Consider the following 24,621-nt stretch of genomic DNA (forward strand, 5'->3'; position numbering starts at 1 on the left):
GCCGGCGTGGGCCGCATGAAGATGGACGATGTCACGCGCGGCGTGCTGCCGTTCATGACGGCGCAGTTCGCCGTGATGTTCCTGCTGGTGCTCTTCCCGTCCCTCGTCATCGTGCCGGCCCGCTGGCTGGCCAACTGAGCCCTCCGTGAACCGTGGCGCGGTTGCCGGCGCAACCGCGCCACGGCCCGAGACCGGGCCGGGCCGCGGCGCGCCGGCCTACGCGTGCGGCCGCTCCAGCTGCTCGATCGCCTGGTCGAACTGCCTCGCCAGCTCGGCCACGGGCGTGCCTTCTTCCCCGCCGAAGCGCTCGGCAATGAGGCGCAGGTTGTCGCGCGTGGTCTTGAGCATCCACGTCTCCGCCGAGCGCTGCACCAGCGGCACCGCGCGCTTGAAGCAGCGCGACGCCAGCGCCAGGTCGCGGCCATGGCAGCCCAGCTCGATCATGGTTGCCAGCGTCCAGTAGTCACTGGCCTTCTCGCCGCCCTTGCGCATGGCGGCAAAGGTCACCAGCGGCGCCAGCCGCCGGTGCTCGGCCATCGCTTCCGCGTCGCCCTTTTGCAGCAGCAGCGTCAGCGCGTTGATGCCGGGGTAGTAGTCCAGCGGCTCCACCTCGAAGCCCCGGGTGTAGGCCTCGATGGCGTGTTCGAGCCAGCCCTCGGCGGCGAGGTCGCCGCGCTTGAGAGCCTCCTGCCACAGGTCCTTGTAGACCCGGCCCAGCAGGCCCAGCGTCTCGGCGCTGTCGCCATGCGACTTGCGCACCCCCTCGAGCAGCGCGATGGCGCGATCGCGGTCGCCCGGCTGCCGGCGCCGGTTCAGCGCGAAGGCCAGTTGCTGGCGCACCATCGCCGCGTCACGCAGTTCGCCGGCCATGCGTTCGAACAGCGCCACCATGTGGTCGAAGGCCTCGACCGCCCGGTACGACAGCATCAGGTCCACGACGACGCCCCGCTCCGAAACCGCAACGTCGCCCAGATCGCGCTCGATGGCTTCCAGCGCCGCCACGGCCGCCTCCCGGGGCTTGAGGGCGCGCGCCGCGGCCAGCCGGTTGCGGAACTCGGTGGAGTACACGACCCGGTCGCGAAAGACGTCGGTCACCTCGTGGCTCATCGTCACGCCGGGATAGCGCTCGAAGAGCTGGAACAGCGGGCTGTCGGGCGACGCCGGCCCCTTCAGCGCGAACTGGATGCGCTTGCGGATCGCCTCGCGCAGCGCCTGTGCCGCCTCGGCCGTGAGCTTGCCGTCGGTGAGCTCGTACGGAATCGCCCGCACGCCGTTGACGTCGAAGGGCGGCGCCCCGAGCGTGGCGAAGATGGGAATGGTCGTGTAAGGCTTGGCGGCGTGGCGCACGCCGAGCTCGTAGAACACGTTCGGATTGGCCGTGGTCATGTCCGCGACGACGAACTCGGCGATCAGCAGCCGGGCGAACATCGCCGTGTGTATCAGGCCGCCGCTTTCCTCGCGGTCTCCGCGCACGCACTGCAGCCCCGCGTCCTGCACCGCCGGGCAGATGCCGGTGTCGTAGATCTGGTCGAAGTCGATCGTCACGCCGCTCCTGGGATCGACCTTGCGGCCGAAGGGCATGTCGATGAAACAGGTCTGGCGTGCGCCGGCGTTGGTGGCAGCAGCGGCAGTGGGAGCGGCAGCGGCGGGCAGTCCTTCGGACATGGTCGTCCTCCTGGTAAGGTGCCCCGGCACTGTGCCACCGGCGGGCACGGCCGGGACCGGTGATCGCCGAGGCGTGCCACGGAGTCCAATACCATGGCCGGCTTTCAATCCCGGCCGCGCAGGACGGGCGCTGCCGCCACCGGCGCCGGCCCGGCCTCCGAAGGCAATTCCGATGAGCCAACACAACTCCGCCCTGGTGCTCTTCTCCGGCGGGCAGGACTCCGCCACCTGCCTGGCCTGGGCGCTGGAGCGCTTCGAACGCGTCGAGACCGTGGGCTTCGACTACGGCCAGCGCCACGCCGTCGAGCTTGAATGCCGCGCCACCGTGCTGGAGGCGCTGCGCACGCGCTTTCCGCAGTGGCAAGGCCGACTCGGCGAGGACCGCATCCTGGACCTGTCCATCCTGGGCGCCATCAGCGACACCGCGCTCACGAGCGAGCGCGCCATCGAGTACGGGAAGAACGGCCTGCCCGACACCTTCGTGCCCGGCCGCAACCTGCTGTTCCTCACGCTGTCCGCGGCGGTCGCCTACCGCCGGAACTTGAGCGTGCTCGTGGGCGGCATGTGCGAAACCGACTACTCGGGCTACCCAGACTGCCGCGACGACACCCTCAAGGCGCAGCAGGTGGCGCTGTCGCTGGGCCTGGACAGCCGCATGGTGATCGAGACGCCGCTGATGTGGCTCGACAAGGCGCAGACCTGGCGCCTGGCCGAGCAGCTCGGTGGCGCGGCGCTGGTCGAGCTGATCCGGCGCGACACCCACACCTGCTACCTCGGCGACCGCTCCGTGCTGCACGACTGGGGCTACGGCTGCGGCCAGTGCCCGGCCTGCGAGCTGCGGCGCGCCGGCTGGGAGCGCTGGCACGCCGCGGCGGCCTCCGCCTGACACCGCCCAGGGCGCCATGCCGCAGCGCCCCGCCCTGACCCGGCGCCACCTGCTGGCCGCGGCGCTCGGCGGCGCCTGCGGCAGCGCCGCGGCCGCACGCCGCTGCGCCGGCTGGCCGCTGTGGAGCGCCTTTGCCGGGCGCTTCATCCAGGCCGACGGCCGCGTCATCGACGACCAGCACCAGACCCGCTACACGACTTCCGAAGGCCAGGCCTACGTCCTGTTCTTCGCCCTGGTCGCCAATGAGCGCGAGCGCTTCGACACGCTGCTGCGCTGGACCGACCGCCACCTCGCGCAAGGCGCGCTGGGCGAGCGGCTGCCGGGCTGGCGCTGGGGCCGGCACGACGACGGCGAGTGGAAGCTGCTCGACGCCAACGCCGCCGCCGACGCTGACCTGTGGCTCGCCCACACCCTGTTCGAGGCGGCCCGCCTGTGGCGCGCGCCGCGACACCGCGAGCTGGCGCAGGCGCTGCTGGCGCTGATCCGCGACCAGGAGGTGGTGGAGCTGCCCGGCTTCGGTCCGACGCTGCTGCCCGGCCCGCTGGGTTTCCAACTGGACGGCGGCGCGGTGCGCCTGAACCCCAGCTACCTCGCGCTGCACCAGCTGCGCGCGCTGGCGCGCGAGGACGCATCCGGCCCCTGGGACACGATCGCCGCCGGCATGCCGCGGCTGCTGGCCGCCGTGGCGCCGCGCGGGCTGGTGCCAGACTGGGTGCGCCACAGCGAGCGCCTGGGCTGGCACGCCGCCGACGACAGCCCGCCGCTGGGCAGCTGGGATGCCATCCGCGCCTACCTCTGGGCCGGCCTCGTGCACCCCGGCGACCCGCTGCGCCCGGCACTGCTGCACGCCACGCGCGGCATGGCCGCGCTGCTGCAGGCCGGCACCGAGCTGCCCCGGCAGGTGCGCACCGACACCGGCCAGGCGCTGGGCAGCGCGCCCGCGGGCTTCTCGGCGGCGCTGCTGCCGTGGCTGCGCGCCACCGGCCGCACCCGGCTGCTGGCAGCGCAACAGGCGCGGCTGCGCGCGCTCAGCGCCGACGGCGAGGCCTGGCCGGCCGGCTGCCCGGGCGGCCTGATCGGCCAGCCGCCGACCTACTACGACCAGGCGCTGGCACTGTTTGGCACCGGCGCGGTGGAGGAGCGCTTTGCTTTTGACGTCCAGGGCCGGCTGGTGCCGGCGTGGGGACGCTGATTCAAGGATTCATTGGCTTCTGAAACCACCCGTTCGCCCTGAGGTATCGAAGGGTGAAGCCGTGAGGCTGGCACGGGGGCTCGGAACTGCTGGCGCTCCGGGCCGTTCGGACTGAGGTATCGAAGGCCGAATCCGACAGGCCCGGATGGCTGCCTTGTAGCGGGGGGGCCGTTCATCCTTCGATACCTCAGGACGAACGGAATACTTCACTGACTTGAGCAATACGCGTTCAAAGCGCCTTCGCCACCCCGATCGCCACGTACGGCTCCTCGCGTCCCTCGCGCGAGCGCAGCCGCCCGGCGCTGAGCTCCAGCGCCAGCCCGGAGTCGAAGAAGCGCGCGCCGAACAGCCCCACGCCGACCTGCCGGTACTCCGGCCCCGACGACAGCAGCCCCTCGCCGCCCAGCCGCCAGCCCGAGGCGCCGGCACGCGCGCCCAGCCGCGCGCGCAGGAAGCGGCTGTTCGGCCCGGCGCTGTAGGAGGCGATCAGGTCGCCGTCGAGCGCGGGCGTGAACTGGCGCCGCGCGATCAGCTGCGGCGTGAAGGCCCATTGCGTGCCGCGCGCGTCGTTGCCCGGGTCGTCCGGGCGCAGCCGCGTGTGGCGCAGCCCGACGCCGGCCGACAGCTCCACGCCCCAGTCCGGCGCGCTCCAGGCGCGGCCCAGCCCGAAGTCCAGCCCCGGCGCGCGCGCGTGCACGCGCTGCGCCGTGCCGCCGGGCGTGGCGTCGTAGCGGTACGTCAGCCAGCTGGCCACGGTGCGGTGGAACCAGCCCTCGCCCAGCTTCGCCCCGGCAAAGGGCTGAATCACGCCCAGGTAGCCGTAGCCGCCCAGCGCCGAGGCCTGCACGCCGGCGATCGCCAGCGGCGCGGCTTCCTGGGCATGGGCCGCGGAGGCAGCGGCGGCCGAAAGTCCGGCCAGCAAGGCCAGGGCGCGAGCGGTGCGGTTGATGACCATCTCAGGCCTCCTTGGTCCGGTCGTCATGCCGGCGCGCCGGCTGGGCCGGCAGGTTGCGGTGGCGATAGCGCGCCAGCGCCGCGCGCAGCAGCCACACCAGCGCGCCCAGCAGCACCAGCGTGAAGAACAGCGCCCACCACGGGTACTGCGAGATCCACAAGCCCAGCCCGCCGCGCAGCGAGAAGGCGGTGAAGGGCGCGTCCTCCGGCGTGACGGTCTGCATGCGCGCCTCGCCCGGGCGCCACAGCGCGACGCTGCCGCGCAGCTGGCTCCACAGGCCGTGGCCGACCAGCTCGCGCATCCCGGCTTCCAGCGCCGCCGCGTCCAGCGCGGTGAAGACGGTCACCGGGTCGCCGCCCGACAGCGCCGTGACCGCCGCGCTGCGCCCCCCCAGTGCCGGCTGCACGGCGGCCTGCGCCGACAGCGTGCCCGGCGCGGCGCCGAAGGCGTCGAGCTGGTCGCGCAGCGCCAGCAGCACCTGTCCCTCGCGCACCGGCACGCCCGCGCTCTGGATCAGCGGCACCGGCGCCTGCAGGCCGCCGCGCGCGTCCAGCCCGGCTGCACGGCGCACGCCTTCGGGCAGCGCCGCCACGGGCCCGACCCAGAGCCGGTTCGAGGCGTCGCGCGCCTCGCCCACGACCAGCTGCGTGCGCAGCAGCGGGCCGCGGAACACCTGCGCCAGCTTGGCGATGAGCGTCAGGCCGGCGCCGACGGTGGCGTCCTGCGCGTCGGTGAGCTGCACCGCCATGCCCAGGCCCACCGGCACGTCCGGCAGCGGCCGGCCGCTGTGGGCCAGCAGCTCCAGGTCGGGACGCTGCAGCGGGCTGCCGCCGAAGGTCTGCAGCGTGGTGTCCTCGTACACCGTCGCGGCCAGGTTGCCGGGAAAGAAGGACTGGCACTCGCCGCCGTTGCTGCGCGGGATCAGCACCGGCTGCAGCTGCAGCGTGTTCCAGCCCGGGCGCAAGGCGCCGGCGGGCACCGTCACGGCGTAGTTGTCGTAGACGCCGCCGGCCGGGTTGTCGAAGGGGATCGAGCCGTGCAGCGCGCCGTTGGCCAGCACGTTGAGCGCCGACTGCGGCGCCATGCCCGCGGCGTAGGCCACGTGCACGCGCGCCTGCAGCCGCCCCTGCCAGGCCGGGTTCCAGAAGTGCACCACCGCGCCGCCGGCGTCCATGCCGGTGTAGGTCGTCGTCTTGAAGCCCTGGGCACTCAGGGGAAAGGCCTGCGTCGCCGGCCGCAACGAGGCCGCCGCGCCGGTGACCGAGCCCAGCGGCGGCATCTCCAGCCGGTCGATGGCGGCCCAGGGCGCATCCGGCCAGGGCAGCCGCGGCATGGCGAAGGCGCGCGCCACCCGCTCCAGCGCCGCGGCGTCGGGACCGGCCAGCACCAGCAGGAAGCGCGTGGCGTCGCCCGGCAGCGTGCGCAGCGCGGCCACGGCGCCGGCGTCGGCGGGCAGCCCCAGCCCGGCCAGCAGCGGCGCCATCTGCGCCGTGGTGCCCAGCGCCACGGCGCCGCGTGCACCTGGCGGCAGCCGTGCCGCCAGCTCCTCCAGCCGCGCCGGCAGCCGCCCAGCGGCGATGCGCACCGGCAGGTAGTCGTAGCGATGGCCCACGCCCTGGGCCACCAGGCCCAGCGCCGGCAGCAGCGCGGCGTCGGGCGCGGCGGCGGTGAGCACCGGCACCAGCGGGGCCTCGTTCCAGTCGCGCCTGTCGAACAGGTCGTCGAGCCGGTCCAGCCGCGGCGGCACCGCCCGCGCCTCGGCACGCACCACGAAGCGCGAGGCCACGGGGTCGATCTGCGTCCACAGCTGCGGCGCCATCGGGACCTCGCAGCGGTCGGTGTAATGCTGCGCGAAGCGCAGCCGCACGTCGTTGTAGCCCTCGCGCAGCAGCTCCGCGGGCAGCGGCACCGACAGCCGCAGCGCGCTCTGGCCCGACAGGCGCGCCTGCCCCACCACGCGGCCGTTGAGCTCCACGGCCAGCTGCGAGCTGGGCAGCAGCGCCTGCGAGGCCGCGCCGGCCAGTTCCAGCACCGCCTCGCGCGGCGCCAGCAGCGCCGGCAGCGGCAGCGACAGCCGCAGCTCCGCCTGCGCGCCGTTGGCGCGCAGCGGCGCGGCGTCGCCCAGCAGCCGCGACAGCGGCAGGCTCCAGGTGCCCGGCGGCAGCGGCGCCGCGGGCGTGCCCGTCGCCACCACAGGAACACCCGGCGCCGCCGGCGCAGGCGGCGCGGCGGGCTGCGCGCCGGCCTGCAGCGCGAGTCCCAGCAGCACCACGGAAAGCCCCTGGCCCATGACATGCCGTCGCTTCATCCCGTCACGCTCCTTTTCTCCTGCCGCCGCCGCAGCCACTGCGCCCGCAGGTGCAGCAGGTGGTCCACGCCGTGCACCAGCGCGTGCCGCACCAGCGCGCCGACGCTGCGCAGCACGCTGCGCCCGGCATGGCGGCGGCGGTTGTTGGCCACCAGGTCGTCGCTGGAGCCGAAGGCCAGCGCCACCGCCAGCCGCTCCTGCGCCAGGAACTCGAACTCGTAGCGCAGCCCGACGCCCAGGCTGCCGTCGCCGCGCGGGCGCAGGCCCAGCACCGTGGCGCGCAGGCTGGCCTGCCGATCCGGCAGCTCGACCTCCACCGTGTCGCCCACGGCCAGGCCGCCGAAGCCGCCCGCGCGCGGCGCCAGTTGCAGGCCCAGCCCGGTCGAGGACGCATCCACCGTGCGTGCCGGCAAGTGCCGGCGCCCGCTGCGCAGCACGGCGGCTTCCTCGTGCGGCGCGCGCGGTTCGTTGCGCAACTGCCGGCGCTCGAAGGTGATGCCCAGCACGCCCATGAGCAGCAGCATGTCGAGCAGCGCCCAGAACATCACGAAGGCGATGGCGCCATGGTTCCAGGGCTCGGCCTCCCAGCGCTGCAGGCCCATCAGCACGGCCGCGAGCGTGAGCGCCAGCAGCACGTAGAACGGGCGCGATAGCGCGGAGACGAAGTCGGCATGCAGCGTCTCGCCCTTGGGCGTGACCTTGAACGACGGCGCCGTGGGCCGGCGCACCACTTCCACCAGGCCGCGCAGCACGTGGAAGGACTGCACGATCTCGTAGAGCTGCGACACGAAGGGCCAGCGCACGCGCCCGTAGATGAACTGCGTCGAGGCGATCGAGCCCAGCAGCGCCGGCCCGGCATAGGCCAGCAGCTGCTCCGCGGTGGTGTCGCACAGGTTGACGCCGAAGATCAGGTACGTCGGCGGCGCCAGCAGCATGATCAATCGTGCCGGCGCGAAGCCCCAGTAGAAGGCGAAGTTGGTGTAGAGGATGCGCTGCACCAGCCGCAGCCGTGGCTGCCGCCAGGGGTTCTTGAGCAGGAAGATCTGCCACATGCCCTGCCCCCAGCGCACGCGCTGCACGATGAAGCCGGAAAACGTCTCGGGCTGCAGCCCCGACACCATGGGCCGGTTGTAGTAGGCGGCCTTCCAGCCCAGCGACAGCGCGTCGAGCGTGGTCTCGGCATCCTCGGTGATGGTGCGCCCGGAGATGCCGCCGAGCTCGTCGATGACGCGCCGGCGCAGCAGCGCCGCCGAGCCGCAGAAGAACGAGGTGCCCCAGAAGTCCAGGCCCGGCTGCATCACGTCGTAGAACAGTTCGTTCTCCGCCGGCGAGTCGTGGTGCGTGTCGAGGTTGCGCTCCAGCGGGTCTGGGCTGACGAAGTTGTGCGGCGTCTGCAGCACGAAGAGTTTTTCATCGGCCAGGAAGAAGCCGACCGTGCGCTGCAGGATGTCGTCGGTGGGGATGTGGTCGCAGTCGAGCACCAGGATCAGCTCGCCGCGCGTGTGCGCCAGCGCGGCGTTGAGGTTGCCGGCCTTGGCGTGCAGGTTACGCTCGCGCGTGAGGTAGCCGGCGCCGAAGCGCGCGGCCAGCGCCTTCAGCGCCTCGGCCCGCTCGCGCGCGGCGGCGGCGCGCGCCGGGTCGGGGTCGGCGAGCTTCTGCGCCGTGCCACCGTCGTCGAGCACCCACACGCGCAGCTTGTCGGCGGGGTAGCGCAGCTGCGTGGCGGCGATGACGGTGGGGCGCAGCACCGCCACGTCCTCGTTGTAGGTGGGAATGAACACGTCCACCGTGGGCAGCGACGCGGGGTCGGGCGGCAGCGGCAGGCTGCGGCGGTGGAACGGCTCGCTGTTGATCATGAAGCCCAGCAGCATGTTGACGAAGCCGTAGGCCTCGGCCAGGAACAGCAGCAGCCCGCAGGCCATGGCCGCCAGCCCGAACTGCAGCGGCATGGACTCGGTGGCGCGCCAGTGCATGTAGCGCAGCGACAGGATGGCGCAGGCGCCGATCACGGTCAGCCGCCACAGCGACTGTGCCCGCAGCGTGCGCGCGCGCCGCCCGACGAAGTGGCAGGCCGCCAGCACCGCCAGCAGCACGCCCGACAGCCACAGTTGCGCGCGCAGCGTCGTGGGCGCCAGCGCCAGCAGCACCAGCGCGGCGGCGGGCAGCAGCCAGGCCAGGTCCGGCAAGCCCAGGCGGCGGCTGGAGGCCTCAGGCATGGGGGCCGGCCCCCCCGCTGCCCGGCGCGCCGGCGCCCTGTCGCCTCGGCCCCCTCAAGCCGCCGCCACTCCCTGCACCGCCGGCGTGGCCGCGCCCTCCTCGTCGCGCTGCACGTACTGCGCGACGAAACGCCGCGTGCGCCCGTCCGGAAACTGGATCGCGACTTCCTCGGCGCTGGCCGAGGTCACCGTGCCGCTGCCGTAGCGCGGCACGCGTACCTGCTCCCCCACGTGGAAGGCGGCGCTGGCCGAGGGCACGGGCCTGGCCGCCGGCTTGCGCAGCGTCGCCACGGGCGCGGCGGCCGCCGCTTCCACGCCCGGCCCGGAAGCCACCGGGCCAGGCGCCGCGGCCTGGGGGCGTGGCTGCTCCTGCAGCGCCTCGGCCGGCACGGCGTCGTTGGCCGCGGGCGCCGGGCGCGCAGCGGCGGTCGCCGCACCGGCCGCGACGGCTGCCGAATCGGCGTCCGACTGCGCCCGCGCGCGGTTGAGGCAGTTGTCGCAGCAACCACAGTGCTCGCCTTCGAAAGGCGGCTCCTGGTCGAAGTATTCCAGCAGCACGCGCCAGCGGCACAGGCCCGTCTGCGCGTAAAACACCATGCGCTCCAGCGCCTCGTGCTCGTGCTCGGCGCGCGCGTCGTGGTCGGCCACCAGCGGGGCGAGGTCCTTGCCTTCGGCGCCGGGCACCAGCGACCAGGCGCGCGAGCGGTTGGCGCGCACGATGCCCGCGTCGCGCAGCAGCGTGAGCACGTGCATGGCGCGGTGGCGCGTGAACCCGGGCATGCGCTGCAGCAGCGCCGCCACCGACAGCGGCTCGCGGCTCAGCGCGTCGAGCACCTGGCGCAGCTCATCCTCATCGGGCCGGCTGCGCGCCAGGAAGAACTGCTGCACCTGGCGGTCCGGGCGGTGGTAGAGCAGCGCGCAGTCGGCGGCCTCGCCGTCGCGCCCGGCGCGGCCGGCCTCCTGGTAATAGGCCAGCAGGCTGCCGGGCAGCTGGTAATGCAGCACGAAGCGCAGGTCGGCCTTGTCGATGCCCATGCCGAAGGCGTTGGTGGCGATCATCACCCGCGCCTGGCCGGCCATGAAGCGCTCCTGGTTCGCCTGGCGCTCGGCCGTGCGCAGCTTGCCGTGGTAGCGCGTCACGGACTCGCCCGCGGCGCCCAGGCGCTGGTACAGCTCCTCGCAAGTCTTGACCGTGGCGGTGTAGACGATGCCCGGGCCGTCGGTCTTCCCGAGCGCGCGCTGCAGCACCTCGAACTTGTGCTTCTCGCTGTCGCACACGGCGACCTGCAGCCGCAGGTTCGGGCGGTAGATGCCGGTGTCCACCACGTCGAGCTCGCGCCGGCCCAGGTGCTGGCGGATGTCGGCGATGACCTGGTCGGTGGCCGTGGCGGTCAGCGCCAGCACCGGCGGGTCGCCCAGCGCGCGCAGCGCCGCGCCGATGCCCATGAAGGCCGGGCGGAAGTCGTGCCCCCACTGCGAGATGCAGTGCGCCTCGTCCACCACCAGCAGCGCCACGCCGGCCTGGCGCAGCGTCTCCTGGAAGGCCACGTCGGAGAGCCGCTCCGGCGTGGTGAAGACGATGTCGCTGCCGGAGCCTGCGCGCGCGATGCGCTCCATCGAGTCCTTCTGCTCGGAGACGGGGCGCGCGCTGTTGAGCTGCGCGGCCTCGACGCCGGCCTCCTCCAGCTTGGAGGCCTGGTCCTGCATCAGCGCGATCAGCGGCGAGACCACGACGGTGCGCCCTTCCAGGTGCAGCGCCGGGAGCTGGTAGCACAGCGACTTGCCGGCGCCGGTGGGCATCAGCGCCAGCGTGTCCTGGCCGGCGAGCACGCGCTCGATCACGGCCTGCTGGCCTTCGCGCAGCTCGCGCAGTCCGAAGGTGCGGCGCAGGGAACGGCGCAGCGCCGCGGGAAGATGGGAAGCGCTCATGGGGATGGCGGAAGCAAAAGCCGTCGATGCGGCTGCGGCGGCAAGCGGCATGCCCTTGAACGAGGCAGGGATGATTCCCGGGTGCGCTTGGCACTCACCTTCCTACACTGCCAGCCCCTTCACAAGAAACGAGGACACGCACATGGCCATCGAGAAAGCCCTCTACACCGCCACCGCCACCGCCACGGGCGGCCGCACCGGCACGGCCAAGAGCGACGACGGACGGCTGACGACGCAGCTGTCCACCCCCAAGGAGCTCGGCGGCGACGGCGGCCAGGGCACCAACCCCGAGCAGCTCTTCGCCGCGGGCTACTCGGCCTGCTTCATCGGCGCGATGAAGGCCGTGGCCGGTCGCCAGAAGCTGCAGCTGCCGGGCGAGGTCTCGATCACCTCGAAGGTCGCCATCGGCCCGCACGCCAACAAGCCCGGCGCCTTCGGCATCCAGGTGGACATGGAGATCTCGGTGCCCGGCATGGACCGCGCCGCCGCCGAGAAGCTGGTGGCCGAGGCGCACGAGGTCTGCCCGTATTCCAACGCCACGCGCGGCAACGTGGACGTGTCGCTGAAGGTGGTCTGACACCTCCACGAGCCGGCCGCAGCGCCGGCATCGGATGACCCGGCAACGGCGCCCTCTTCGGGCGCCGTTCTTCGTTCAGCCGGCCTGCCGCTTTTCCAGCAGCCGCAGGACCAGCTCCACCCGCGCCGCCACCGGCGTCAGCAGGTCCGCCGTTTCGAAGCGCTGGTGCGGCTGCGCGATGACGCCGCCCTGCGCGCAGCGGCTGGCCACCAGCACCGCCACGCCCTGCGCCGCGGCTTCCTGCAGCGTGGCGTCCAGCGCCGCGTGCAGCGTGCCGTTGCCGGTGGCGGCCGCGACCAGTCCGTCCACGCCCGCGGCCAGCAGCGCGCGCACGATGCGCCCGTCCGCGCCGGCGTGCGACAGCACCACATCCACGCGCGGCCAGCCGTCCACCGGCGACTCGACCGCGGCCAGCCCCAGCGCCTGCCCTTGCGGCCAGTCTCGCAGCCGGCGCACCCGGCCGGCTTCGACGTAGGCGAGCGGGCCGACGTCGCCCGAGGCCAGGGTGTCGAGGCGGTAGCTGTGCTGCTTGCGCACTTCCGCGCCGGCGTGGACCGTGCCGGCCATCACCGCCAGCACACCGCGCGCGCCCGGCGTGGCGGCCAGCACGAACGCATCCACCAGGTTCTGCGGGCCGTCGCGCATCAGCGCGGTGGCCGGGCGCATTGCCGCGGTCAGCACCACGGGCTTGTCCGCGGCGCCCAGCACGCGGTGCAGGAAGTACGCGCTCTCCTCGAGCGTGTCGGTGCCGTGCGTGACGATCACGCCGGCCACTTCCGGGCGCGCCAGGTGGTGGCTCACGCGCTGCGCCAGCGCCTGCCACAGCGCGTGCGTGGCGTCCTTGCTGTCGATCTGCGCCACCTGCTCGGCCTCGACCGGCCAGCCGTGCAGGGCCGGCACGTCGGCCAGCAGCGTCTCGATGCCCAGTTGCGCGGCCTGGTAGCCCAGGTGGTCGGCCGTGTCCGACGCGGTGCCCGCGATGGTCCCGCCGGTGCCCAGCACGACGAATCGGCTTTGCATGCACTCACTCCATGGATGAAAATACAGTGATGGAATCCGATGCCCGTTCCCGCCCGCGGTCCCGCGCCGCGGCCCGCAGTCCGTCTCCCAGCGCCGAGCGACCCATGAACCTCAACCTCACGCCCCGCCAGCAGCAGGTGTTCGACCTGGTCCAGGAAGCCATCGAGCGCACCGGCGCCCCGCCCACCCGCGCCGAGATCGCCGCGCAGCTGGGCTTTCGCTCCGCCAACGCGGCCGAGGAGCACCTGCAGGCCCTGGCGCGCAAGGGCGCCATCGAGCTCGTGGGCGGCACCTCGCGCGGCATCCGGCTGAAGTCTGACACGCTGCGCGCGCTGCGCGCCGCGCGCGCCGAAGAGGCGCCGCTGCCCTCCACCGTGCTGGCCGGCGCGCTGTCGCTGCCGCTGGTGGGCCGGGTGGCTGCCGGCAGCCCGATCCTGGCGCAGGAGCACATCGACCAGCTCTACCAGGTCAGCCCCGCGCTCTTCCCCACCCGGCCCGACTACCTGCTGCGCGTGCGCGGCATGAGCATGCGCGACGCCGGCATCCTCGACGGCGACCTGCTCGCCGTGCAGCGCGCCGAGGACGCGCGCAACGGCCAGATCGTCGTGGCGCGGCTGGGCGACGAGGTCACCGTGAAGCGCTTCCAGCGCACGCGCGCGGGCATCGAGCTGCTGCCGGAGAACCCGGAGTTCGAGCCCATCCGCGTCGCCGCCGGCGCGGGCGACTTCGCCATCGAGGGCGTCGCCGTCGGGCTGATCCGCAACTCGCCGCTGATGTGACCCAAGGCAGGGCCGGCGGCGTCGCGGCCGGCTCACCTTGGTTCAAGACAGCCGTCACCTCGTTTCCCGTTCGTCCTGAGATATCGAAGGATGAACGGCCCCGGCTGCTCAGCCGGCCGTCAGCGCCTGGCGGATTCGCACTTCGATACCTCAGTGCGAACGGAACGATGGGCTGACAGCCTCCAGCGAGCAATGCAGCCTTCCGGATTCGTCCTTCGATACCTCAGGACGAACGGTACGGTGGCCAGCCCTCCGACCTCCGGCTCATCAGGCCGCTACTTGCCGTTACAGGTGAATAGCGACTGTCAAGCGGCTTATTTCACGGCTTTGCGCCGAGCGGGGCCCCGGGACAATCCGGGGCAACCCACCGAGCGAGCCATGAAGTTCTTTCGCCGATCCCGCCGCCGCATCGAGGTCTGCCCACCCGGGCCGGCGAGCTTCGGCACCTTCGACAGCCGCTGGCGCTACCTCATGCGCTGGCTGTGGCCGGACGCGGACGCGCTGGCCGGCGAGGCGCGCGCGGCCTTCGACACCGCGCTGCAGGGCCTGCCGGGCGAGGAAGCCGAGCGGCTGCGTGCGCGCGTGCGCCGCGCGCCGGGGCTGCAGGAGCTGTGGCACCTGCGCTCGGCCGTGTTCGGGCTGGTGGCGCGGCACAGCAGCGAGGCCGAGGCGCAGCGGCGCATGGCCGCGCTCGACCGGCTCTTCACCACGCGCAAGCTGGCCTCGGCGCCGGCCGCGTCGCGGCGCTCCTGACACCCGGCGCAGCCCTTTCCGAGAGAGCCTCGCGGCTCCGCCCGGAAGCGTCCGGATGCGTCCGGAAGCGCTCGCGCGATCGCACCGCGACACAGTTTGCGAGCGCGTTGAAACGCGTTTGAATGGGACGGCCCGATGGGCGCAGGCAGAATCCGCGCTGCCCATGAACATCATCATCCTCGACGACTACCAGGACGCGGTGCGCAAGCTGCACTGCGCCAGCAAGCTCGAACACCTCAATGCCAAGGTGTTCACCAACACCGTCAAGGGCATCGGCCAGCTGTCGGTGCGGCTGCGCGACGCGGAGGTGCTGGTGCTCATCCGCGAGCGCACCCAGTTCCCGCGCGCGCTGCTGGAGAAGCTGCCCAAGCTGCGGCTGATCGCGCAGACCGGCCGCGTCGGGCCGCACATCGACGTCGAGACCTGCACCCGGCTGGGCATTGCCGTGGCCGAGGGCGTGGGCTCGCCGGTGGCGCCCGCGGAGCTGGCCTGGGCGCTGATCATGGCCGCGATGCGGCGGCTGCCGCAGTACATCAGCAACCTCAAGCACGGCGCCTGGCAGCAGTCCGGGCTCAAGGCCGCGTCGATGCCGCCTAACTTCGGCATCGGCATGGTGCTGCGCGGCAAGACGCTGGGCATCTGGGGCTACGGCAAGATCGGCCAGATCGTCGCTGGCTACGCCCGCGCCTTCGGCATGCAGGTGCTGGTGTGGGGCCGCGAGCCGTCCCTGGCCAAGGCGCGCGCCGACGGCTACGCGGCCGCCGCCAGCAAGCAGGAGTTCTTCGAGCGCTGCGACGTGCTGAGCCTGCACCTGCGCCTCAACGACGACACGCGCGGCATCGTCTCGCTGGAGGACCTCTCGCGCATGAAGCCCACGGCCCTCTTCGTCAACATCTCGCGCGCCGAGCTGCTGGAGGAGAACGCGCTGGTGTCGGCGCTCAACAAGGGCCGCCCGGGCATGGCCGCGGTGGACGTGTTCGAGTCCGAGCCGATCCTGCAGGGCCACCCCCTGCTGCGCCTGGAGAACGCGGTGTGCACGCCGCACATCGGCTACGTCGAGCAGGACAGCTACGAGCTCTACTTCGGCGCGGCCTTCGACAACGTGCTGGCCTGGATGCGCAAGCAGCCCATCAACATCGTCAATCCGGACGCGCTCAAGGTGATCCGGTGAGCGCGGCGCCGCCGGCCGAGACGGCAACGGCGGCGCCCGCGAGCCCGCTGGCGCTGTGGCGCGCCTTCAACCGCCTCGCGCTGCAGGGCTTCGGCGGCGTGCTGCCGGTGGCGCAGCACGAGCTGGTCGAGCGCCGGGGCTGGCTGACCCGGGCCGAGTTCCTGGAGCTGCTGTCGCTGGCGCAGGTGCTGCCCGGGCCCAACATCGTCAACCTCTCGCTCATGTTCGGCTGGCGCCATTTCGGCTGGCGCGGCGCGGCCGCCGCGCTGCTGGGGCTGGTGGCGGTGCCGACGCTGATCGTGATGGCGCTGGTCGCGCTCTACGGCCGCTTCAGTGACCTCGCCCCGGTGGCCGGCGCGCTGCGCGGCATGGCGGCGGTGGCCGCCGGGCTCGTGATCGCCACCGGGCTGAAGCTGCTGCCCGCGCTGCGCAAGAGCCCGCTGGGCTGGCTGCCGGGGCTGGCGGTGGCGGCCTTGTCGCTGCTGCTGATCGTGGGCCTGCACTGGCCGCTGCCGGCGGTGCTGGGCAGCGTCGGGCTGGGCTCGGTGCTGTGGGCCTGGTGGCGGCTGGGGGCGGGGGCCGCGAAATGAGCGCCGGCGTCGTCCTGGGCCCGGCCGACTGGGTGCAGCTGCTGCTGCATTTCATGATGCTGTCGCTGCTGTCGGTGGGCGGCGCCATCGCCACCACGCCGGAGATGCACCGCTTCCTGGTGCGCGAGCACGGTTACCTGAGCAGCGCCGACTTCAGCCAGTCGATCGCGATCGCGCAGGCCGCGCCGGGCCCGAACGTGCTGTTCGTGGCGGTGCTGGGCTGGCACGTGGGCGGCACGCCGGGCGCCATCGCCACCATGGCCGGCATCCTGCTGCCGTCGAGCGTGCTGACGCTGGCGCTGTCGCACTGGAGCAGCCGCCGGCGCGACAGCCGCGAGGTGCGCGCCTTCACCGGCGGCATGGCGCCGCTGACGGTGGCGCTGCTGCTGTCGACCGGCTGGCTGCTGAGCGAGCCCGCGCACGGGCACCTGGGCGCGATGGCGCTGGTCATCGGCAGTGCCGTGGTCGCGTGGCGCTTTCGCATCAGCCCGATGTGGCTGGTGGCGGCGGGCGCCGTCGCCGGCGCGCTGGGCCTGGCGTAAGGCGGCGCGGGCATCCTCCAGGCAGGCCCGGGGTTTGCCGGGGCCGTATCAACCATTCAACGAACAAGAAGAGGCCTCGCATGCCGAATTCGGTCCAGACCTGGTCGCACTGGTGGCGCAACGGGCAGACGCTGTGGGACATCGCCGTATCGGCGCCGCAGGTGGTCGCGCACCGCACCGCGCGCATGGCGCTCGCCGGCCACAAGCCCTCGCTGAAGGACCAGCAGGAGTTCCACCGCATGGGCGCGGAAAAGCTCGAAGCGATGGGCGAAGCCGGCTGGGCCGTGATGTGGCAGCTGTGGCAGGCGCAGCAGAACGCGGCGATGGCGCTGATGGGCGCGTGGTGGAAGCCGCAGGCCTGGGTCGATCCGGGCCCGTGGCTGCGCGCCCTGCCCGGCGTCACCGCCGCGGGCCTGAAGCCGGTGCACCAGCGCGTGACGGCCAATGCCAGGCGGCTGTCCAACGTGGCCCTCACGCCCGCGCTGCCGGCGCTGGCGCTGGCGGCGGCGACGACGACGGTCAAGCCCAAGGGGGCGCGGTCGGCGGCGGCGAAGGCGAAGAAGCACGCGGGTTGACCCACCCGCGCCGGCATGAAAAAGGCGGCCCGCAGGCCGCCTGTGAATTCCCGTCAACGCAACGCGCCGTGATGTGTCAGCGCGTCTCCTCGTCCTTCGTGCCGAAGATCTTGTCGCCCGCATCGCCCAGGCCCGGGATGATGTAGCCCAGCTCGTTGAGGTGCGAATCGACGGCGGCCGTCCAGCAGCGCACGTCGGGGTGCGCCGCCTCCAGGGCCTTGATGCCTTCGGGCGCGGCCACCAGCACCAGGGCGCGGATGTCGCGGCAGCCGCGGGCCTTGAGCAGGTCGATGGTGGCGATCATGGAGCCGGCGGTGGCGAGCATCGGGTCCACGATCAGCGCGGTGCGCTGGTCCAGATGCCCCACGAACTTCTCGAAGTAGTGCTCGGGCTGCAGCGTGTCGTGGTTGCGGGCCAGGCCGACGACGCTGATCTTGGCGTTGGGCACCATGTCGAGCACGCCGTCGAGCATGCCCAGGCCGGCGCGCAGGATCGGCACCACGGTGACCTTCAGGCCGCTGATCTGGTCGATCTCCACCGGGCCGCTCCAGCACTCGATGGTGGTCTTCTGCAGCGGGAAATCGGCGGTGGCCTCGTAGGCCAGCAAGCGGGCGAGCTCGTGGGTGAGCTCGCGGAACTTCTTGGTGGAGATGCCGGCCTCGCGCAGCAGGCCGATCTTGTGCTTCACCAGGGGGTGGGTGACGTCAATCGTGGGCATGGGCGGAAGTCTAAACCCGGGCCTCCCCCGAACCTGGGAACGACCCTTGCCCGGGAGCCGGACCTTCGCATGCCTTGCGGCGCGATACGCCGCGCCCCAGCCCGCCATGGACCAGCCCGTCTCCCCCGCCACGGCCTCCACCGCCGCGGCCCCCGCAGCGCCGCCCGGCTGCCGCGTCGCCTTCACGCTCAACGGCCAGCCGCACGAGCTCAGCGTCGAGACCCGCGTCACGCTGCTCGACGCGCTGCGCGAGCACCTGAAGCTGATCGGCACCAAGAAGGGCTGCGACCGCGGCCAGTGCGGCGCCTGCACCGTGCTGGTGGACGGCCGCCGCGTCAACAGCTGCCTGACGCTGGCGGTGATGTGCGAGGGTCGCGAGGTCACCACCGTCGAGGGCCTGGGCACGCCCCACGCGCTGCACCCGGTGCAGCAGGCCTTCGTCGAGTGCGACGCCTTCCAGTGCGGCTACTGCACGCCGGGCCAGGTCTGCTCGACCGTGGCGCTGCTCAGGGAAGTGAAGGAGCGGCGCGCCAGCGCCGTCACGCCGGACCTGCAGCGCGCGGACGCCGCCCCGCTCTCCGACGCCGAGATCCGCGAGCGCATGAGCGGCAACCTGTGCCGCTGCGGCGCCTACCCGAACATCGTGCGCGCGGTGCGCCAGGTGCTCGATGCGCCGGCCGCCGGCGCCCAGGGCTGAAGGGCAAGCCGATGGACGCCTTCCTCTACGAGCGCCCGGCCTCCCTCGACGAGGCGCTGCGGTTGATGGCGCAACCCAGCGCCAAGGCGATTGCCGGCGGCAGCAACCTCATCGACCTGATGAAGGGCGGCATCGAGCGCCCGTGCAAGCTCATCGACGTGAGCCGCCTGCCCTGGGACCAGGTCGAAACCTTGCCCGACGGCGGCCTGCGCCTGGGCGCCGGCGTGCGCAACAGCGACGCGGCCGACCACCCCGAGGTGCGATCGAACTACCCGCTGCTGTCGCGCGCCCTCCTGGCCGGTGCCACGCAGCAGCTGCGCAACATGGCCACCGTCGGCGGCAACCTGCTGCAGCGCACCCGCTGCCACTACTTCTACGACGACGGTTTCCGCCACTGCAACAAGCGCGAGCCGGGCAGCGGCTGCGACGCGCTGCAAGGTTTCAACCGGCAGCACGCCATCCTTGGGCAAAGCGAGCACTGCATCGCCACGAACCCCTCCGACATGGCCGTGGCGCTGGCGGCGCTGCGCGCGCGCGTGCTGCTCAGGAGCGCCCGCGGCGAGCGCACGCTGGACATCGGCGATTTCCACCGGCTGCCCGGCGACAGGCCCGAGCGCGATTCCGAGATCGAGCCGGACGAGCTGGTCGTGGCGGTGGAGCTGCCGCCTTCGAATGCGGCCGGCCACAGCCAGTACCTGAAGATCCGCGACCGCGCCAGCTATGCCTTCGCGCTGGTGTCGGTGGCCGTGGCGCTGGAGCTGGACGAGGCCGGGCGCGTGACGCGCGCCGGGCTGGCGCTGGGTGGCGTGGCCCACAAGCCATGGCGGGTGGAGGCGGCCGAAGCCGCCCTGGCCGGGCGGCTGCCCGACGACGCCGCTGCGAATGACGCCGCCGACGCGCTGCTGGCCGGCGCGCGTGGCCACGGCGACAACGATTTCAAGATCGAGCTGGCGCGCCGCGCCGTGCGCCGCGCCATCGCGCGCGCCGCCCGCGGCAGCACGCTCTGACAGCGCCTGCGCTGAAGACGGATTCCCGCCATGGAAGCATCCCCCACTCCCCAGACCGTCACGCCCGTGGGCCTGAACGAGCCCGACGGCCGCCTGGGCGGCGGCCTCTCGCGCGTGGACGGCCCGCTGAAGGTCTGCGGCGAGGCCCGCTACGCCGCGGACTTCGACGCGCCCAACCTCGCCCACGCCACGATGCTGCAAAGCCGCATCGCCGCCGGGCGGGTGCGGTCCATCGACACGGCCGCGGCGCTCGCGCACCCCGGCGTGCTGCACGTGATGACGCCCTTCAACGCCCCGCGCCTGCCCGAAGGCGGCCAGGCGGGCGTGAAGCCGCCGGCCGGGCGCGTGCTGTCGCTGCTGCAGGACGACCGCGTGCACTACGACGGCCAGCCCATCGCCGTGGTGGTGGCCGAGACGCTGGAGGCCTCGCGCCACGCGGCGCGGCTGCTGCGCGTGGCGTACGAGGAGGAAACGCCGCAGCTGGACTTCGAGGCCGCCAAGGCCGAGGCGCATCCGCCCAAGGAGGCGCAGGGCCAGCAGCCCGACAGCGCGCGCGGCGACCCGGCCGGCGGCTTTGCTTCCGCCGCGCACCGGCATGAGGCGACCTACACCACGCCACTGGAGCACCACAACCCGCTGGAGACGCACGCCACGCTGGCGGTGTGGGACGACGACGAATTGACGCTGTGGGATTCGACCCAGTACGTGCACGGCGTGCGCGAGACGGTGTCGAAGCGGCTGGGCATTGCGCAGGAGAAGGTCCGGGTCATCAACCCCTTCGTCGGCGGCGCCTTCGGCAGCAAGGGTTCCGCCTGGTCGCACGTGGTGCTGGCCGCGATGGCGGCGCGCGAAGTGCAGCGCCCGGTGCGGCTGGTGGTCGAGCGCACGCAGATGTTCGGCCCGGTCGGCAACCGGCCCTTCACTCAGCAGCAACTGCGGCTCGCCGCCGACGGCGATGGAAAACTCGCGGCGCTGGAGCACCACGTGCACGCCGAGACGGCGCGCATCGAGGACTGGATCGAGCCCTCGGCGCTGCTGTCGCGCTTCCTCTACGCCTGCGACCACGTCGCGACCTCGCACCGGCTCGTGCCGCTGAACGTGGGCGTGCCGACCTTCCAGCGCGCGCCGGGCGAGAGCACGGGCAGCTTCGCGCTGGAGTCGGCCATGGACGAGCTGGCGCACGCGGCGGGCATCGACCCGGTCGAGTTCCGGCTGCGCAACCACTCCGACTTCGACCAGGAGCGCAAGCTCCCCTACTCCAGCAAGACGCTGCGCGAGTGCTACGCGCGTGGCGCGGAGGCCTTCAACTGGTCCGCGCGCAACTCGCAGCCGGGCGCGACGCGCGACGGCGACGCCCTCGTCGGCTGGGGCATGGCGACGGCCACCTACCCGTCCAAGCGCATGAAGTCCGAGGCGCGCGCGGAGCTGCTGCACGACGGCCGGGTGCGGGTGCAGTGCGGCACGCACGACCTGGGCACCGGCACCTGGACGCTGCTGACGCAGGTGGCGGCCGACACGCTGGAGCTGCCGCCCGCGCGCATCGCGCTGGAGATCGGTGACAGCGCGCTGCCGATGGCGCCCGTCTCCGGCGGCTCGATGAGCGCCGCCAGCGCCGGCAACGCCGTGCTGGCGGTGTGCGAGGCGCTGCGCACGCGGCTGGTCGAGCTGGCGGTGGCCGACGAGGACTCGCCGCTGTTCGGCGTGGAGCACGAGCTGGTCGAGCTCAAGGAGGGCCGGTTGCGCCACGGCCAGGACCCGTCGCGCGGCGAAACGCTGGAAGCGCTGGCGGCGCGGCACAAGCCGGGATCGCTGGAAGCGAAGGTGATGGCGACGCCAGGGCCGGACTCGGAGAAGTTTTCCAAGCACTCCTTCGGCGCGGTGTTCGTGGAGGTACGGGTGGATGCCGAGCTGGGCGAGATCCGCGTCACGCGCATCGTGGGCGCCTACGCGGTGGGGAAACTGCTCAACGCCAAGACCGGGCGCAGCCAACTGCTGGGCGGCATCGTCTGGGGCGTGTCGATGGCGCTGCACGAGCACTCGCTGCGTGACCCGAGATATGGCCGCATCGCCAACGCCAACTTGGGCGAATACCACGTGCCGGTGAACGCCGACATTCCGGACATCGAGCTGATCGTGGTGCCGGAAGAGGACGCGCACCTGGGGGCGCTGGGCGCCAAGGGCATCGGCGAGATCGGCATCACCGGCGTGGCCGCGGCGATCGCCAACGCGGTGTGGCACGCGACGGGCAAGCGGATTCGCGACATGCCGATTGCGCTGGACGCGCTGCTGTAGCGGCAGCGGGTACAACGGGCGGATGGACAATTTGAACCATCCGCCCGGCGCCGACGAGCCGGAAATCGTGTGCACCGGCTCGCGCGTCGTCTATGAAAACCGCTGGATCCGCGTCCGCGAGGACGCGATCCGGCGCGCCGACGGTTCATCCGGCATTTACAGCGTGGTCGAGCGCGCCGATTTCGCCGCCATTGTGGCGGTGCAGGACGGGCAGATCTGGCTCGTCGAGCAGTTCCGCTACCCGGCCGGCGGGCGCTACTGGGAACTGCCGCAGGGGGCCTGGGAAGACGACCCCGACCGGCCGGCCGAGGAAGTCGCGCGCGGCGAGCTGCGCGAGGAAACCGGGCTGGCGGCGGGACGGATGGAATTCGTCCATGCCATGTTCATCGCCTACGGGCTGGTGACGCAGCGCTGCAACGTCTTCCTCGCCACCGATTTGGCGCCGGTCGGGCAGCAGCTCGACGCCGAGGAAGCCGGACTGATCTGCCGGGCTTTTCCACTGGCCGAATTCGAACGCATGCTGCGCGACGGCGTGATTCAGGACGGCGTGACGCTGGCGGCCTTCGGGGCGCTGCGGCTCAAGGGTCTGATATGAATCAGCCACACCGGCCGGAAAACCTGCTTCGCCGTCGCCCGGTCAAGCTACATTGATTGCCACTTCAACCAGGAGCACGACATGCCCAAAGGCGAACAGCGCAGCAACAAGATGGCGAAGAAGCCCAAGAAGGACACCGGTCCGGTGAAGGAGTCGTCGGGGTTTTCGGACCGGCCGACGCCGCCGATGACGACGGTTTTGCCGAAGGGGAAGTTAAAGAATAAATAATTGACTACCTTGTCAACAACTTATTCATTGAGACGAAATTGCCGAGCTTTTCATGCAGTCTTGAAACTCCGCAAAATAATTAAATCGACAGGGAACCAAAAAATGACGACAAAACAGCTTGGAAAGTGCCCCTTTTGCGAGGAAACCATCGAAGCAATAATCGAAGAACACAATACCTTAAGACGAGACAGATGCAAATGCCCAAAATGCGGGCAACCAATATATCTATGCAGGACACCGGGCTGCCATGACTATGCAAAGGGAACTGAGGTCTATGACCATGAATTCTGCCCATCATGCACATCCAGCATAAATGAGGCCGCCTCAAATGTCGCATCTACCGTTGGAAAAGCAGCATTGGTGGTACTTGGAGCAGTTGCAAGCGCAGCCGCGAAGTCTCACTACGATGGCAAGAAGAAATAGTGCAAAAGGAGGTCAACTCCAAATTTGGACGCTAGCAATTTACTAGGTACTCACGTGCAGGGGTCAAGTTTCGCAAGTTTCAGGATCAGGTCTTACCTCTTGCCCCCATATAGAAAGCCACGCTCAGGCATTGATACGCATCGCATTTGATTTTCAAACACCAACCCGTTCGCCCTGAGGTATCGAAGGGTGAATCCGACAGGCTGGTACGGAGGCCAGAAACTTCTGGCTCTGTGAACTGTTCGGACTGAGGTATCGAAGGCCGAACCCGATAGGCTCGGATGGCAGCGTCACGGCCGGGGCGGTCATCCTTTGATACCTTAAGACGAACGGGAAACAGTGTCCGAAAACCTTATAGGACGTGTATAATCAACGGCAAAGCTTGAAGTCAAATACTTTTCCTGAGGAGCAGCACCCATAGAGCCGGGGTCAAGAGCCGGGGTCACCCATTAGCCGTCTCCGTCAATAGGGGTGAGCGCATCCCCGCGCCACCCCGCGCGTCTTTACCAACATCTCCGCCCAGCAAGTTCGCCACACACTTGGTTCTCAGTTCATGGTTACGCCCGCGGCGCACCAGTCACCCATCAGGATCAAGACCTTGGCGACTCGCGCTGCCAGGCCCCTGGCTGCATTCGCAGCCCCAGAAAACCTTCTGTTCCTCACCGTGTCCAAACAAGCAGCTGAAATTTCAGCCGCACAGGTCCATGGCTTCACCCAAAAGTGATCCAACCCCAAGTGGCTCGCGGTGCAGGCGCAGCAAACCTCTGTAATCGGGCGGGATCAACGACGGCGTGCAATCAGGTCTGATGGTTCTTCCAACCCCATGGCAATACTGCCGCCGTTGTTCCATTGAATCAGTTGCTTGCTATCCAAATGCCTTTCCCGCATCGAATGAGGAGCCACTCTTCATCACGTGAAAGCAAGCCCTGGCAAGCTTGTGCGCCACTGCCTTGATAGCCACCACGGGCAAGGTTTTAGCGCACTTCTTCTGATACCAGCGCTTGATGGTGGCGTCGTAGCGGATGGCAAAATGTGCCGCCTCAACGAATGCCCAAGCCAAATGCTTGTTGCCGCACTTTGCGTTGCCTGAACCCTTCTTCTTGCCATTTGATTCTCGCCGACTGTTCACCGTGCGAGCATAAGAAGCAAAGTCGCCAGGCGTTCCAAATCGATCAATACTGCCCGTTTCGTAGGCAATGGTCATTGCAAGCACTTCGCCAATACCGCTCACCGTCCTGAGCGCCTGGTAGTCTTCACGCAGACGTGCCTTTGCCAAGATGGTCTTCTCCAAGACTTGTAGTTGTTGTTCAAGGCAATACATGACAGTCAAATTGGCATTGAGCGCCAGCTTTTGTTCATCAAGTAATGGCAAAGACTCAATGTCTTTGGGTCGCAATCTCTTGATTTCGTTGCCGCTGGCTTGAGCGCCGAGGTTGCGTGCCAGCAGATTCTGCATGCTCAATATCTGCGTCGTATGCTGATGCACGAGCTGGGTACGTTTGC

At 71.0% G+C, this 24,621-nt stretch carries 22 protein-coding genes and 1 pseudogene; 15 read left to right on the top strand and 8 right to left on the bottom strand.

Going from position 1 to position 24,621, the window contains the following annotated elements; genetic code table 11:
• Positions 1-138 (top strand): annotated as a pseudogene (locus tag FJ694_RS31775) (L-dehydroascorbate transporter large permease subunit); the annotation flags it as partial.
• A 78-nt stretch (positions 139-216) separates the two neighbouring features.
• Here the strand turns inward: FJ694_RS31775 and FJ694_RS31780 are convergent.
• Positions 217-1,665 (bottom strand): TRAFs-binding domain-containing protein, encoded by a 1,449-nt coding sequence (locus FJ694_RS31780; RefSeq protein ID WP_157271542.1) that lies wholly within the window; start codon positions 1,663-1,665, stop codon positions 217-219.
• Positions 1,666-1,837: 172 nt separating this feature from the next.
• Between FJ694_RS31780 and queC the strand changes: the two genes are divergently transcribed.
• The gene (queC, locus tag FJ694_RS31785; protein ID WP_157271543.1) at positions 1,838-2,551 is read left to right on the top strand and encodes a 7-cyano-7-deazaguanine synthase QueC; all 714 of its coding nucleotides are present in this window, start codon (positions 1,838-1,840) and stop codon (positions 2,549-2,551) included.
• Between the two features lie 16 nt (positions 2,552-2,567).
• A complete protein-coding gene (bcsZ, locus tag FJ694_RS31790; protein ID WP_157271544.1) occupies positions 2,568-3,743 on the top strand; it encodes a cellulose synthase complex periplasmic endoglucanase BcsZ in 1,176 nt (391 codons plus the stop codon).
• A gap of 229 nt (positions 3,744-3,972) precedes the next feature.
• Here the strand turns inward: bcsZ and bcsS are convergent, their stop codons facing one another.
• From bcsS to FJ694_RS31810, 4 genes are read right to left on the bottom strand one after another with little or no spacing between them, the layout of a single operon-like run.
• Positions 3,973-4,698 carry a cellulose biosynthesis protein BcsS gene (gene bcsS, locus FJ694_RS31795; RefSeq protein ID WP_157271545.1) on the bottom strand — a complete coding sequence of 242 codons (726 nt, stop codon included), beginning with the start codon at positions 4,696-4,698 and terminating at the stop codon, positions 3,973-3,975.
• A 1-nt stretch (position 4,699) separates the two neighbouring features.
• A complete protein-coding gene (locus tag FJ694_RS31800; RefSeq protein WP_157271546.1) occupies positions 4,700-7,006 on the bottom strand; it encodes a cellulose biosynthesis cyclic di-GMP-binding regulatory protein BcsB in 2,307 nt (768 codons plus the stop codon).
• Entirely contained in the window at positions 7,003-9,222 is a 2,220-nt protein-coding gene (gene bcsA / locus FJ694_RS31805) for a UDP-forming cellulose synthase catalytic subunit (RefSeq protein WP_157271547.1), read from the bottom strand. Before bcsA ends, FJ694_RS31800 begins: the two co-directional genes overlap by 4 nt.
• A gap of 54 nt (positions 9,223-9,276) precedes the next feature.
• Positions 9,277-11,151 carry a RecQ family ATP-dependent DNA helicase gene (locus FJ694_RS31810; protein WP_157271548.1) on the bottom strand — a complete coding sequence of 625 codons (1,875 nt, stop codon included), beginning with the start codon at positions 11,149-11,151 and terminating at the stop codon, positions 9,277-9,279.
• A gap of 142 nt (positions 11,152-11,293) precedes the next feature.
• Between FJ694_RS31810 and FJ694_RS31815 the strand changes: the two genes are divergently transcribed.
• Positions 11,294-11,728 (top strand): organic hydroperoxide resistance protein, encoded by a 435-nt coding sequence (locus FJ694_RS31815; protein WP_157271549.1) that lies wholly within the window; start codon positions 11,294-11,296, stop codon positions 11,726-11,728.
• 75 nt (positions 11,729-11,803) lie between these two features.
• On the opposite strand, the gene FJ694_RS31820 is transcribed toward FJ694_RS31815, so the two are convergent.
• Positions 11,804-12,748, bottom strand: coding sequence for an asparaginase (locus FJ694_RS31820; protein ID WP_157271550.1), 945 nt, complete (start codon positions 12,746-12,748; stop codon positions 11,804-11,806).
• A 104-nt stretch (positions 12,749-12,852) separates the two neighbouring features.
• Here FJ694_RS31820 and lexA point away from each other — a divergent pair, with 104 nt between their 5' ends.
• The 6 genes from lexA to FJ694_RS36905 all read left to right on the top strand — a co-directional run bounded on the left by lexA (position 12,853) and on the right by FJ694_RS36905 (position 17,158).
• Positions 12,853-13,527: a transcriptional repressor LexA gene (gene lexA, locus FJ694_RS31825; RefSeq protein WP_157271551.1), complete on the top strand. Its 675-nt coding sequence runs from the start codon at positions 12,853-12,855 to the stop codon at positions 13,525-13,527.
• 378 nt (positions 13,528-13,905) lie between these two features.
• The gene (locus tag FJ694_RS31830; protein ID WP_157271552.1) at positions 13,906-14,280 is read left to right on the top strand and encodes a hypothetical protein; all 375 of its coding nucleotides are present in this window, start codon (positions 13,906-13,908) and stop codon (positions 14,278-14,280) included.
• Positions 14,281-14,443: 163 nt separating this feature from the next.
• Complete coding sequence (locus FJ694_RS31835) at positions 14,444-15,451, top strand: D-2-hydroxyacid dehydrogenase family protein (protein WP_157271553.1); 1,008 nt, start codon at positions 14,444-14,446, stop codon at positions 15,449-15,451.
• A complete protein-coding gene (locus FJ694_RS31840) occupies positions 15,448-16,041 on the top strand; it encodes a chromate transporter (RefSeq protein WP_157271554.1) in 594 nt (197 codons plus the stop codon). The genes FJ694_RS31835 and FJ694_RS31840 overlap by 4 nt, the downstream gene beginning before the upstream one ends.
• Positions 16,038-16,583 (top strand): chromate transporter, encoded by a 546-nt coding sequence (locus FJ694_RS31845; protein ID WP_157271555.1) that lies wholly within the window; start codon positions 16,038-16,040, stop codon positions 16,581-16,583. The genes FJ694_RS31840 and FJ694_RS31845 overlap by 4 nt, the downstream gene beginning before the upstream one ends.
• Positions 16,584-16,663: 80 nt before the next feature.
• Positions 16,664-17,158: a polyhydroxyalkanoate granule-associated phasin gene (locus FJ694_RS36905; protein WP_198321104.1), complete on the top strand. Its 495-nt coding sequence runs from the start codon at positions 16,664-16,666 to the stop codon at positions 17,156-17,158.
• Positions 17,159-17,234: 76 nt separating this feature from the next.
• Here the strand turns inward: FJ694_RS36905 and upp are convergent, their stop codons facing one another.
• Positions 17,235-17,876 (bottom strand): uracil phosphoribosyltransferase, encoded by a 642-nt coding sequence (gene upp / locus FJ694_RS31855; RefSeq protein ID WP_157271556.1) that lies wholly within the window; start codon positions 17,874-17,876, stop codon positions 17,235-17,237.
• Between upp and FJ694_RS31860 the strand changes: the two genes are divergently transcribed.
• From FJ694_RS31860 to FJ694_RS36910, 5 genes are all read left to right on the top strand, one after another.
• Positions 17,875-18,573, top strand: coding sequence for a (2Fe-2S)-binding protein (locus FJ694_RS31860; RefSeq protein WP_198321105.1), 699 nt, complete (start codon positions 17,875-17,877; stop codon positions 18,571-18,573). The genes upp and FJ694_RS31860 overlap by 2 nt on opposite strands.
• Before the next feature lie 11 nt (positions 18,574-18,584).
• Positions 18,585-19,580, top strand: a complete 996-nt coding sequence (locus FJ694_RS31865; protein WP_157271558.1) for an FAD binding domain-containing protein — start codon at positions 18,585-18,587, stop codon at positions 19,578-19,580.
• A 30-nt stretch (positions 19,581-19,610) separates the two neighbouring features.
• The gene (locus FJ694_RS31870) at positions 19,611-21,872 is read left to right on the top strand and encodes a xanthine dehydrogenase family protein molybdopterin-binding subunit (RefSeq protein WP_157271559.1); all 2,262 of its coding nucleotides are present in this window, start codon (positions 19,611-19,613) and stop codon (positions 21,870-21,872) included.
• Positions 21,873-21,894: 22 nt separating this feature from the next.
• A complete protein-coding gene (locus tag FJ694_RS31875; protein WP_157271560.1) occupies positions 21,895-22,467 on the top strand; it encodes an NUDIX domain-containing protein in 573 nt (190 codons plus the stop codon).
• 81 nt (positions 22,468-22,548) lie between these two features.
• Positions 22,549-22,695: a hypothetical protein gene (locus tag FJ694_RS36910; RefSeq protein ID WP_198321106.1), complete on the top strand. Its 147-nt coding sequence runs from the start codon at positions 22,549-22,551 to the stop codon at positions 22,693-22,695.
• A gap of 1,288 nt (positions 22,696-23,983) precedes the next feature.
• Here the strand turns inward: FJ694_RS36910 and FJ694_RS31880 are convergent.
• On the bottom strand, positions 23,984-24,621 hold a 638-nt coding region (locus FJ694_RS31880; protein ID WP_232540321.1), incomplete at its 5' end, for a transposase.

Origin of the sequence: Azohydromonas aeria, from assembly GCF_009760915.1 — a bacterium.
Taxonomy (GTDB): domain Bacteria; phylum Pseudomonadota; class Gammaproteobacteria; order Burkholderiales; family Burkholderiaceae_C; genus Azohydromonas; species Azohydromonas aeria.